14 protein-coding genes are annotated in these 12,510 nt (G+C 41.8%); 1 reads left to right on the top strand and 13 read right to left on the bottom strand.

The features are described 5' to 3' along the window. A partial coding sequence (locus K3T81_RS02120; protein ID WP_238017939.1) for an IS110 family RNA-guided transposase occupies positions 1–511 on the top strand: 511 nt, incomplete at its 5' end. A gap of 368 nt (positions 512–879) precedes the next feature. Here the strand turns inward: K3T81_RS02120 and wecB are convergent. The 13 genes from wecB to K3T81_RS02055 form a co-directional block, all read right to left on the bottom strand. Further along, positions 880–1,992: a non-hydrolyzing UDP-N-acetylglucosamine 2-epimerase gene (gene wecB, locus K3T81_RS02115; protein WP_238017937.1), complete on the bottom strand. Its 1,113-nt coding sequence runs from the start codon at positions 1,990–1,992 to the stop codon at positions 880–882. 25 nt (positions 1,993–2,017) lie between these two features. Beyond that, entirely contained in the window at positions 2,018–2,647 is a 630-nt protein-coding gene (gene upp / locus K3T81_RS02110; protein WP_161464064.1) for a uracil phosphoribosyltransferase, read from the bottom strand. Positions 2,648–2,794: 147 nt separating this feature from the next. Then, positions 2,795–4,030: a serine hydroxymethyltransferase gene (locus tag K3T81_RS02105; protein WP_238017936.1), complete on the bottom strand. Its 1,236-nt coding sequence runs from the start codon at positions 4,028–4,030 to the stop codon at positions 2,795–2,797. Between the two features lie 22 nt (positions 4,031–4,052). Then, positions 4,053–4,628 carry a TIGR01440 family protein gene (locus K3T81_RS02100; RefSeq protein ID WP_202606440.1) on the bottom strand — a complete coding sequence of 192 codons (576 nt, stop codon included), beginning with the start codon at positions 4,626–4,628 and terminating at the stop codon, positions 4,053–4,055. A gap of 32 nt (positions 4,629–4,660) precedes the next feature. Further along, positions 4,661–5,107 carry a ribose 5-phosphate isomerase B gene (gene rpiB, locus K3T81_RS02095; protein WP_238017934.1) on the bottom strand — a complete coding sequence of 149 codons (447 nt, stop codon included), beginning with the start codon at positions 5,105–5,107 and terminating at the stop codon, positions 4,661–4,663. 61 nt (positions 5,108–5,168) lie between these two features. Beyond that, the gene (locus K3T81_RS02090) at positions 5,169–5,771 is read right to left on the bottom strand and encodes a low molecular weight protein arginine phosphatase (protein ID WP_161464062.1); all 603 of its coding nucleotides are present in this window, start codon (positions 5,769–5,771) and stop codon (positions 5,169–5,171) included. A 576-nt stretch (positions 5,772–6,347) separates the two neighbouring features. Beyond that, positions 6,348–6,899: a manganese efflux pump MntP gene (locus tag K3T81_RS02085; RefSeq protein WP_238017932.1), complete on the bottom strand. Its 552-nt coding sequence runs from the start codon at positions 6,897–6,899 to the stop codon at positions 6,348–6,350. Between the two features lie 74 nt (positions 6,900–6,973). Continuing rightward, entirely contained in the window at positions 6,974–7,999 is a 1,026-nt protein-coding gene (locus K3T81_RS02080) for an L-threonylcarbamoyladenylate synthase (protein WP_238017930.1), read from the bottom strand. A gap of 276 nt (positions 8,000–8,275) precedes the next feature. Then, positions 8,276–8,677, bottom strand: coding sequence for a GNAT family N-acetyltransferase (locus K3T81_RS02075; protein WP_238017928.1), 402 nt, complete (start codon positions 8,675–8,677; stop codon positions 8,276–8,278). Positions 8,678–8,745: 68 nt separating this feature from the next. Further along, positions 8,746–9,351: a stage II sporulation protein R gene (gene spoIIR / locus K3T81_RS02070; protein ID WP_161464539.1), complete on the bottom strand. Its 606-nt coding sequence runs from the start codon at positions 9,349–9,351 to the stop codon at positions 8,746–8,748. Positions 9,352–9,676: 325 nt separating this feature from the next. Then, on the bottom strand, positions 9,677–10,528 hold the full coding sequence (prmC, locus tag K3T81_RS02065; protein ID WP_238017926.1) for a peptide chain release factor N(5)-glutamine methyltransferase: 852 nt from the start codon (positions 10,526–10,528) through the stop codon (positions 9,677–9,679). Position 10,529: 1 nt separating this feature from the next. Continuing rightward, a complete protein-coding gene (gene prfA / locus K3T81_RS02060) occupies positions 10,530–11,600 on the bottom strand; it encodes a peptide chain release factor 1 (protein ID WP_106898040.1) in 1,071 nt (356 codons plus the stop codon). Between the two features lie 209 nt (positions 11,601–11,809). Continuing rightward, positions 11,810–12,430, bottom strand: coding sequence for a thymidine kinase (locus K3T81_RS02055; RefSeq protein WP_036578505.1), 621 nt, complete (start codon positions 12,428–12,430; stop codon positions 11,810–11,812). Positions 12,431–12,510: the final 80 nt, after the last annotated feature.

The following is a 12,510-nucleotide window of genomic DNA, read 5'->3' as shown; positions in this document are numbered from 1 at the left end:
CTTCGGTATCAACATGGCAACAGATGCCTTTAGGATGCAAATCCATCTGCTTCTAGAACAGATATCTTTATTGGACAAACAAATAGATGAGCTTGATAAAAAGCTGATGAAACTTGTAGATAACCAAAATACACATTTAACAACTATAAACGGTATTGGCTATCCAACCGCAGCCGTAATCTTAGGAGAAATAGGGTCCATAAAACGTTTCGAACGCCCTGAACAGTTAGTAGCGTTTGTTGGGTTAGACCCGGCTGTGAAACAATCTGGTAATTTTGAGGCTTCCTACGTGAAAATTTCCAAAAGAGGCTCCCCTTATTTACGACGAGCTATTTGGTATGCCGCCTTCTCTGCGAGCCAATGTGACCCGGCATTATCTCAGCATTATAAAAGGTTAAAAAGTAGGGGGAAAAGCCACCAAGTCGCTGTAGGAGCTGTAGCACGAAAGTTAACACATATCATTTTTGCCATTTTACGAGATCAAAAGCCATATGAGCCTCATGTGAAATAAAATGTTCACGAACCTAGGTTCCCCATAACACCTTGAAAGAGAGGTGTATTTTGGCATGAGATTTTTTAAATAAGCATTACTATAAAAAAATGTCTTTCTCTCCTTGACAACTCATAGCTGGTCTTTCCGCGGGCACGGCTTCAATCTCCTCAGAAGCCAAAAGCGCTTCTTCCGGGGCTTTCAGACTCGCGCTATTCCCGCTGGAGTCTGCGTTATTTTTCTCCGTTAATTGTATTTTAGCTTAAAATAAAACGATAAATGTAAAACCGGACGATTATCGATATCTCGGCCTAGAGTTACCACCATGTTAGATTTCGAAAAACGTCCGGTATTTTATCGCTGTTTATTCTTAATTACTTTCTGTAGCTTTAATTAAAATACTTCACAATTTCATCAGCTATTCTTTTTGAAGCTTGTCCATCACCATAAGGATTTGAGGCTTTCGCCATTTCCTTGTGTGCCTTGTCATCAGAAAGAAGCTCGTTAGCCATCGTGAAAATGTTTTCTTCATCTGTCCCAGCAAGCTTTAATGTGCCAGCGGTAATACCTTCTGGTCGTTCGGTCGTGTCTCTTAACACCAGAACAGGTACACCAAGGGATGGAGCTTCTTCTTGTACCCCTCCAGAATCCGTGAGAATCAAGTGCGCTCTTGACGCAAAGTTATGAAAATCTACTACGCTAAGTGGTTCAATTAATTGAATCCGCTCATTATCACCCAAGATGTTTTTTGCTGTATTTTGTACGACTGGATTTAGATGGACAGGATAAATAACATGGATATCATCATGTGTCTCAACCAACCGTTTAATAGCCCGAAACATCTGCTCCATGTTATTCCCAAGGTTCTCCCTACGGTGGGCTGTCATGAGCACCAATCGTTTATCACCAATTGCTTCGATAATCGGACTAGTGTATGCATGATCGACTGTTGTTTTTAGTGCATCAATTGCTGTATTCCCTGTTACCGCAATCCGTTCAGCAGGCTTCCCTTCATTTAGAAGATTCTGTTTTGATTTTTCCGTTGGCGAAAAATGAAGATCGGCCATTACACCGGTCAATTGTCTATTCATTTCCTCCGGGTAAGGGGAGTATTTATCCCATGTACGGAGCCCAGCTTCTACATGCCCTACCGCAATCTGGTTATAGTAAGCAGCAAGCGATGCAGCAAACGTAGTTGTTGTGTCACCATGCACGAGTACGATGTCAGGCTTCGTTTCCTTCATCACCTCATCAAGACCTTCGAGGGCTCTTGTGGTAATCTGTGCAAGCGACTGCTGTTTTTTCATGATATTCAAATCATAATCTGGTGTGATTTTAAAGATTTCCAGCACTTGATCAAGCATCTCCCTGTGCTGTGCCGTAACCGTAACAATGGAGTCAAATTCTTCTGCTCGTTTTTGCAACTCTAAAACAAGCGGAGCCATCTTGATCGCTTCTGGCCTTGTCCCAAAAATGGTCATTACTTTTATACGATTCTTCATGACAAGCACTCCTAACCCAGTTTATCTATTTCGTACCAAATAAACGGTCTCCAGCATCCCCAAGACCTGGAACAATATAGCCTTTCTCATCAAGTTTTTCATCCAAGGCACCTAGGTAAATATCAACATCTGGGTGTTCTTCTTTAATCATTTCTACGCCCTCTGGTGCTGCAATAAGACACATAAGACGAATGTTTTCCGCGCCACGCTTTTTCAAGGAATGAATCGCATCATTTGCCGAACCACCGGTTGCAAGCATTGGATCAATCACAATTAATTCACGTTCATTTATATCTGATGGTAATTTAATATAATATTCAACAGGCTGAAATGTTTCCGGATCACGATATAGTCCGACATGACCAACTTTTGCAGCAGGAATTAATTTTAAAACCCCATCAACCATTCCAAGACCTGCACGCAATATCGGAATGAGGCCAATTTTTTTACCTGAAAGCACCTTCGCCTGTGCTTCTACAACAGGTGTATGAATTGTCTTATCTTGCAAGGGAAGATTTCGTGTGATTTCAAAAGCCATTAGCATTGCTACTTCATCGACTAGTTCACGAAATTCCTTTGTTCCTGTTTCCTTATTCCTTATGTAGGTCAATTTATGCTGGATTAACGGATGATCCAGTACGAATACGTTACCCATTTTGCCGATCACTCCTTTAGAATTAATACATCCTTCAAATTGTACTGAAAAAAAGCCATGCTTTCAAGTTAAATAATAAAAGCTTCGTACATAACCATCTTTCTTCGCATACAAATAAAAGGATGCCCAAAAAGGACATCCTTTATCTTATGCATAGAGAGGCAATTTAGATGTTAGCTCTGCTACACGTTCCTTCGCTTCGTTAAGCTTTGCAGTATCTTCATGATTTTTTAAGGTTAGTGAAATAATGGAAGCAATCTCTTTCATTTCTTTTTCCCCAAAACCACGAGAAGTTACAGCAGCAGTTCCCACACGAACACCACTTGTGATAAATGGACTAGCGGTATCAAATGGGATGGTATTTTTATTTGTTGTAATTCCGATATCATCAAGTACTTTTTCCGCAACTTTTCCAGTAAGGCCAAGTGGGGTAACATCTAATAATAGTAAATGATTATCCGTACCACCAGAAACAATGCGTACTCCCTCGTCATTCAATGCTTTACTTAGCGTTTGCGCATTCTGGATAATTTGCTTAGAGTATGTCTTAAATTCATTACTCAATGCTTCTTTAAACGATACAGCTTTCGCCGCAATAATATGCATGAGTGGACCACCCTGCATTCCCGGGAACACAGATTTATCTATTTTCTTTGCGTACTCTTCTTTACATAGGATCATGCCGCCTCTTGGCCCACGTAATGTTTTATGGGTTGTGGTTGTAACAAAATCAGCGTAAGGTACTGGGTTTGGATGCAGGCCTGTGGCTACAAGCCCAGCAATATGCGCCATATCAACCATTAGATAAGCCCCTACAGCATCCGCAATTTCACGGAACTTGGAGAAGTCAATAATACGAGAATAAGCACTTGCACCTGCGACAATTAATTTTGGCTTTACTTCCATCGCTTTTTCAAGCACGGACGCGTAATCGAGCTGTTCTGTTTCTTTGTCTACACCGTAATCCACAAAATTGTACAAGGTTCCACTAAAATTCACTGGGCTACCATGTGTTAAGTGTCCACCATGATTTAAGTTCATCCCAAGCACTGTATCACCTGGTTCAAGCAAGGTAAAATAAACAGCCATATTTGCCTGTGCACCAGAGTGTGGCTGCACATTTACATGTTCTGCGCCAAATAAGTCTTTAGCGCGGTCACGCGCTAAATTTTCCACCACATCGACATGCTCACAACCACCATAATATCTTTTACCTGGATATCCTTCAGCATATTTGTTAGTTAGAACAGATCCCATCGCTTCCATGACTGCTTCAGAGACAAAGTTCTCCGATGCGATTAACTCGATTTTTTCCTGCTGGCGGGTTTTCTCCGCCTGTATTGCCTCAAAAATTTCCTTGTCTGCTTGTTTTACATGCTCCATACGTATTGCCCCCTATGTAAATTTATTTACAGCTAGAATTAGCTTGTATATGTTCATAGTGTGCACGCTGACCACCAATGAGTTTAGGTCTAGTCATGGCAGTGGTGACCCGTGCCTTTCCAACAAATCGTTGCTTAAACCTTAATGGAACAGCAACATGCTTTAAATGCATCCCAATCATCGTTTCTCCAATATCCATACCAGCATGAGCCTGTACGGCTTCTACTACAACGGCGTCTTTTAAATGTCGGAAGGCGTAAGTAGCCATTGCTCCTCCTGCAGTTCGAACAGGGACAACAGATACTTCCTCCAACTGTAGGTGTTCCATCACGTCTCGCTCCATGACGAGTGCGCGATTTAAATGCTCACAACATTGAAAAACGGGAAAAATACCCGTTTTAGCCTGCAACTCCTTTACCGACGCAAAAACAATCTCTGCGATGGTGTCACTTCCTGCTGTTCCAATTCGCTCTCCAGCTATCTCACTAGTAGAACAGCCAATGACGAAGGGAAGGTTTTTCCGCAAATACTTCCCGTGGTTCCACTCCTGTACGATCTCTGATAACTCTGCCTTAAGGTTGTCATAGATTTCCGTCATGTTACCCACCTCAGTCTGTATCTTGTTGACGTTTAGGCATCCTTGCCTTCATACGTGCCAATTTTACCAATGCGATTTTCATGGCGACCGCCTTGAAATTCTGTTTCAAGCCAAACTCTAGCAACTTCGCGAGCAAGGTCAGGACCTATCACGCGCTCCCCAAGTGCCAGCACATTCGAGTCATTATGCTGTCTAGTAAGTTTTGCCGAATACATATCATGTGTTAACGCACAACGAATGCCTTTTACCTTATTAGCTGCAATAGACATGCCAATCCCTGTACCACAGATAAAGATTCCACGATCAAATTCCCCATTCGCTATTCGTTCGGCTGCAGGCAGGGCATAATCAGGGTAATCAACCGATGATTCACAGCTGCATCCTGTATCTTCATAGTCAATGCCCATTTCCTCTAATAATTCCTTTACTACATTGCGTACTGTCATGCCAGCATGATCTGCCGTAATAATAACCTTCATCGTGACCTCTTCCCTTCTGTGTTGGTATGTGAATTTCTTTTAAAGTATTCTAGCATCTTTCCTAGTTAATCTTCTTTTTCAGGAGATCAATATATTTATCCATTTCGTCTAGTGTTTTTTGGTACACTTCCACACTTCCACCAAATGGATCCGAAATATCATAGTTAATTAGCATCGCTTCTAGGCTTCTTATATGCTGAAGGTCGTCTGCCAAAAAGCCCCTAAGTTCTTTATCTAGCCGTATGTTATCTAATTTATGTTGGTTCTTTTGAATAAACAAAGATCGCTTCTCTTCATATTCTGCATATGCTTGCTTTAGCTCATTCCATACTTTTTTATCTGATTCTGAAACATATTCTTTCAAGGTGAAATACTTTTCCTGGTAGCTTGGAAACGTCATAATCAAGGATTGTTTATGCTGGGTTGTCATGGTCATTACCACGTCGGCCCAATGCAACAAGCTGTCGGTAACAGGTTGGGAGACATGTTGAAGCTGTATCCCGCGTTTTTTTAAAACCTCTACTGCATTTACATTTGCCCGTTCTCCAGTACCTGCATAAACCCCTGCTGACTGTACCTCTGCTTCAGGTATTTTGTGTTTAACAAGCGCCTCAGCCATCGGGCTACGACATGTATTCCCAGTACAGACAAATAATATCTTCATAAATGAACCTCCGCTGAAAAACGCGCATTCGCTCGTCTTTTGGCGAACGTGTACGTTTTTCTTATACTTGGGAATTCAAAATTTCAACTACATCATCTTGCTTTCTAGCTAAAATTTTCACTTTCCTAACGTGTAAAAATTCTCTATTCTAAATATATCACATAACAGGATTGCATGTCAGTTCCATAAGGAAATAGCATCGAAGATAACCACAATTAGTAGACAAGCACAAAGGCGGAAGCGCCCGTTCAGCAACGTACAAGCTGGAGCACTTCGCAATGAGATAAAGGAAACACGGTGAGGTGAGAACCAATGTTGACTTTCACTACAAGGGTATAAGGGAGACTAGGCCTCTGGTTTACCCCAGTCGGCAAGTCTGCTTTATCGTAGTGGAGAAATGTGAAGCTTGGGACTGCGCTAACGCTCGCCCCACCAAAAGATCTTCTAGTTGCTGGGCGCTGGAGCCGGACGTGGCTTTTCCAGTATACTAAGTTATCCACAGCTAAATAAAATTTATAGCTTCTTATACATTAAAAAAAGCCCTGGCATTTAAACCAGAGCCTTGCCGTTTACAAGTTAGCCAAATATTATTTTGATACCGAATGCTACTAAGATACTACCACCTAAAATCTCACTATATGCCCCTAACAAGCCACGGACCTTCTTCCCTAGCAACATTCCCATCCACGATAGAAGCATACTAGCTGCACCAAACATTAATAACACGAGAGCTGTTTTAACTCCTGACATCCCAAGACCTAACCCTACAGAGAAACTATCAATGCTAATACTAAAAGAAAGGATTAAGAGCCCTGTTCCAACTGGTTCTATGACTTTTTTCAATTCATGGTTGAAAGCAGAAAACAGCATTTGAGAGCCAATTCCAACTAACAGAAGGCCACCTAATAAAATGGTTATCTGCCCAATTCCTTCTGAAATAAATTGCCCTAATACAATCCCAATAAACGGCATTAAAATATGAAAAATCCCAACGACAATGCCAATCAGGGCTATTCGTTTTAGACGCAGCTGCTGCATTCCTAGGCCCAGTCCCACAGAAAATGCATCCATACCAAGCGCAAAGGCTAGAAATAAAATTGAAATAAATTCACCAACATATCCTGACATTAAGATCCCCCTTGAACATGCTTCTAAACTATATGCATGTCCAAGAGGGATTATGAGGACAACCCAATTATTTTCTACTTAATATAATCGCTAGCAGCTTTTTTTAATCGGTTCATGACAGCCTGTCCGATCCCTTGTTCCGAGAAAGCTTCACAAAGAATAAGGTCTACATCATGTTCATTAAACATGCGTAAGGCATCGTATAAAGTAGCAGCCACTGTCTCCATGTTAGCGCCCAAGTCTATTTTAAAATCTGCCTCTATTGCAGTCACTGTCTTGCTGGCTGCCATCACCCCAACACGATGGCCTTTCTTCATTTCCGCATCAATCACCTGTTGAAGTTTTTCCGAAGACCCTTCCACTAGCCATAAAGGAGCGTCTGGGGAATAATGCCTGTACTTCATGCCTGGGGATTTTGGACGCTGCTCCTTATCATTCGCTAAACCAGGATCGATCATTACTGTTCCTACTACTTCCTCAAGTTGTTCCTTTGTAATTCCACCCGGGCGTAGAATGATGGGGATAGCCTGTGTACAATCAAGCACTGTCGATTCCAATCCGACTCCTGTAGTTCCGCCATCGAGTAAACCAGCAATCCTTCCATTTAAATCTGCCCACACATGATCTGCAGAGGTTGGACTTGGCTTTCCAGATAAATTTGCACTTGGCGCAGCGACAGGCACAGCCGCTTCCTGCAATAATTTTAATGCTATTGGATGACCAGGCAATCTAACCCCTACCGAATCCAATCCTGCAGTCACATTTTCAGCACAACGGCCATTACTCGGCAATACGAACGTAATGGGGCCAGGAGTAAAAGCTTCAAGCAGTTTATCCACATAGTTTGGGATCGATGTTACAAGCTCTTTTAACTGCTGCGGTGTCGCCACATGGACAATGAGGGGATTGTCCTGTGGACGCCCCTTCGCCTGAAATATCTTATTAATCGCTGCCTTGTTTGTCGCGTCGGCCCCTAGTCCATAAACTGTTTCCGTGGGAAACGCAACAGTTTCCCCAGCCTTTAATAATTCTGCTGCAGACTGGATTGCCTCCTGTTTATCCTGTTGAAAATCGTTAGCATACCATCGTTTCGTATCCATTCATGTCCCTCTTTTCCTTACCCCATTTTATTAGATTCCCTCCTATTTCGCAAAGTCTCGCGTTCTGTAGCATAATTGGTAAGGTGAGAACAAGTTTTCCACAAATGGAAACGATCGATTTTTCCACAACAGAAACAGCCCGTGGTTATCCACAGGCTACTCCCTTTATTTAAACTATTCCACTTCAGCAAAAGAGAAGTTATGAACAGTAATTCTTACTTATGCACAGTTTTTTAACAGGTTATCCACCGTTTTTGTGGATAAGTGTTGTATTACTCAAGAAACGTGGTATAACCACCAATTCCCCTCATCTCTCTTGTACTTATCCACGAACATCTTTTCCTTCTGTGGATGGAATTGTAATGCTTCCAATAAAATATCCACCACTGGTTGGTGACTGTGTACATAAACACTTTTAGCCTGTTGCTGCTTTGCTAAGGATAATATTGCCTCTAATAGAACAGGAAGCTTGGAAGCGTTCGTTTGGTTTATATATAATTGCTTTAACCAGTAAATTTCTTCTTCCATTGTTTCTAGAGAAAAACACCCTACGATTTCGCCGGCGACCTCAACAACATAACCTGCTCTTACTAAACTAGCTTTATTAATACCCTCATTCTTTTCTAGAAACTGCTCTACCTTCTCCATATCCATTTGATTTGCTGGGATTAGATTCATACTCGATCACCTCTACTATTTTTAATAGAATCTGTTATATTATTCTAATGTATGCCGAAATGAAACGATTATGACCAACCAAACCATTCAAAAAGGAAAAACTTTACCTCTGTTTTTTCCTCTGCCACCTGAGGCTCCTCTTCCGTATCTTCCTCTGCCGCTACAGTAGTTCCATTTGAGAAATCAAGGAAACAAAGGGGCGGAAATAACACACACCACCAATTATCGCCTTTCCCTTCACCTATCGTGATAAGCACTGCCTCATACTCTCCTGCTGGATACACATAATCTCCATATAGCTTGGCAGGAAAGGTAATGTCCGAACCATATTCAACTTTAAAGGAGTCACTAGAACCTTCTCCCTTTAATACTTCTTTTACTATTTCATTTATTTCAGGGATTCGAGCTTCAATTAGTTTACGAGCTTCCTCAATATCCGTTATTTCGGCTACCCACTCTGTAATGACTTCATTCACTTCATCCCGTACCATTCTTTTTAGCTCTTGGTCTGCATCACTATCACTATTAGCCAAAATCCTTAACCTGATTGCCTCATCTGGAATAACCTGATAATCTGTTCCACCCTGTTTTTCTTCAAGCTGACTCATTCCTATTAAAGGAAACGTTATAAGTAATAAAATAAATATAAAGACGATAAGTACTAGTTTCTTCATCATTCAATCTCCTTCCAACTGTGGGTACTAGCAACAGTATGGGCAGGCCAAGAAGATTTTAAACTAGTAAACTGAATTTGTTTTTGAAAATAGAATGATAGAGTGATAGATCTCGTTTTTATTATATGCATTGGAAGTAGTTGGTGGGGATGACGTGCAGTTCAGCTCGATTTTCTTCTCTATAAGTACGTCATTCACTCCATGACCGACAGTTCTACTCCATTTTCTCCTCTACATGTCCGTCATTACGTCTATGACAGACACTTCCACTCGGTTTTTTCTCAATATGCACGTCATTCATAAAAACACAAAAAACAGCCCACTTTTAGAGGGCTGTTGATATAATACGGTCCTTTCCGTTTATATCTTTGACGGTTCTCACTTGATAAGAAGGAAATTCCTGTTTGATTAGAGCCGTTACAGCATCTGCCTGTGAATGGCCAATTTCCACTGCCATCATTCCTTCATGCTTTAACACGCCCTTTGCCTGTTTAACGATCTCTCTATATGCCGCGAGTCCTTCTTCCTCTGCATACAGCGCTAACTCCGGGTCAAAGTTTTTCACCGTATCCGATAAAGTAGTTGCTTCTGATCTTGCGATATAAGGAGGATTCGAGACTAGAACATCTACGACCACATTCGCATCCTGTAGAGGCTGCAGAAAATTCCCCTGTGAAAAAGTCACTTCAGCTCCAAGCTGCGTTGCATTATGCTGAGCGACTGCTAATGCTTCATGAGATAGGTCTGTCGCATAAACCGTCGCATTCGGCAATTCTAAAGCGAGCGTAATGGCAATAATTCCACTTCCTGTACCTACATCCACAATGTTAAGAGGAGCGTCTGTGGATACAGAATGAAGTACATGCTGGACTAGTTCTTCTGTTTCCATACGTGGGATTAACACATTAGCATTAACATTAAAGTCCCTGCCATAGAAGGACTCCTTCCCAATCAAATGTTGGATGGGAACCCCAGTATGGGCATGCTCCTCTATATCCTTTGCATAACGTTCTATAAGTGCTTCAGGAACAGTCTCTTGCATATCTGCATAAAACTGTGCGCTCCCTTTACCTAAATGATGCTGCAAAAGTAATTGCGCTACTCTCGCCTCGCGTTGGTGCTCTTCCAAAAAAAGAGAAGCCCATTTGAGGACTTCGTATTGTTTTCTGTTATGCATGCTATTCACCGATTTGTTCCAATTTCTTCGTTTGTTCTTCTACCAATAGAGCATCGATAAACTCATCCAGCTTTCCTTGTAAGATCTGGTCCAGTTTTTGAATGGTCAAACCAATGCGATGGTCCGTAACCCGATTTTGTGGAAAATTATATGTTCTAATACGTTCTGAGCGGTCGCCTGTACCGACAGCTGATTTACGGTTCTCATCAATTTCTGCCTGGGCTTCCTGTTGGTACTTATCATAAATTCGTGCGCGTAACACTTTCATCGCTTTTTCTTTGTTCTTAATTTGCGACTTTTCATCCTGGATAGAAACGACAACCCCTGTTGGTACGTGAGTTAGTCGTACTGCTGACATGGTAGTGTTAACACTTTGTCCACCAGGTCCGCTTGAAGCGAAGGTATCGACACGAATATCTTTTTCATTGATATCTATTTCCACTTCTTCCGCTTCAGGAAGAACAGCAACCGTAGCAGTAGAAGTATGAATACGGCCACCAGATTCCGTTTCTGGAACACGTTGTACACGATGTGCACCATTCTCAAACTTCAGCTTGGAGTATGCCCCATTTCCATTTATCATGAAAATAATTTCTTTGTATCCCCCAACACCTGTTGTGCTGGCTTCCATGATTTCAGTCTTCCAACCATATTGCTCTGCATAGCGTGTATACATTTTATAAAGATCTCCTGCAAACAAGGCTGCCTCATCTCCACCTGCAGCACCGCGGATCTCCATGAACACGTTCTTATCATCATTCGGGTCCTTAGGGAGTAAGAGAATTCTCATCTTCTCTTCTAACTCTACCTTGGACTCCTGCAATTCTGAAATTTCCATCTTCACCATTTCATACATATCGCTATCAAGATTATCGTCCAGCATTTCTTTCGCATCCTGAAGCTGAGAAGTAGTATCCTTGTACTCGCGGTATGCCTGGACCACATCCTCCAGTCCAGATTGTTCCTTGGAATACTCACGTAACTTTGTCGTATCATTTATGATTTCAGGATCACTTAACATTTCATTTAATTTATCGTAACGGTTTTCTAATGTTTGTAAACGATCTAACATCACGGTCACCTCTTTCAGATTAACAGTATAATTATAGTATACTCATGTAAGAAGGTCAAAATTATATTCAAAAGCGCAGAACGCCTGTATTAAGGAAGGACGACTAAGAACGACCCGTCTTGGGGCAATGCCGGCGTGACCAGGATACTCCAGGCCCATTGAAATCGCTCACACTCTTACCATAAATAAAAGCGCCTACCTAGGCGCTTTTATTTTAATTGGTTGGATAACCCGGATAGAATTTGATTTTTCGGCTTATTTGGCACCTCATGATGGTGACGGCAGCGCGGCTCATACGATTCTGATGCACCGACAAGTATGATGGGGTCATCGTAGGATGCAGGGTTGTCATTAATTAGGCGTTGGGTACGGCTTGCAGGTGATCCACAAACCGGGCAAATAGCGTTTAATTTGGTAACCGATTCGCTTAGTGCCATTAACTTCGGCATCGGTCCGAATGGTTCACCACGGAAATCCGTGTCCAATCCAGCTACAACCACCCGAATCCCTTGATTAGCAAGTTCTTCTACTACTTCCACGACATTTTCATCAAAGAACTGTACTTCATCAATCCCAATAATGTCCACTCGCTTATCCACAAATTGCAACATTTCATCCGAGCTTTTTACAGGACGGGCAATAATCGATGTCCCATTATGGGAGACAACGGATTCCTTATCATACCGGTTGTCGATGGCGGGTTTAAATACACGCACTGTAAGATTAGCATAGGTAGCACGGCGAACTCTTCTAATCAGTTCTTCCGACTTTCCAGAAAACATACTCCCACAGATTACTTCAACCCAACCACTTTGTTTCATCACGTACATGAGCGACGCGCTCCTTTCCAAATTGTTATGTATATATAAAAGTAAAAAAACAGGCAAATTTATAGACGATTTGCCTGTTT

Origin of the sequence: Oceanobacillus jordanicus, assembly GCF_022095695.1 — a bacterium.
In the GTDB taxonomy this organism is placed as follows: domain Bacteria; phylum Bacillota; class Bacilli; order Bacillales; family Amphibacillaceae; genus Oceanobacillus_B; species Oceanobacillus_B jordanicus.
This window is presented reverse-complemented; position numbering and strand designations above follow the sequence as displayed.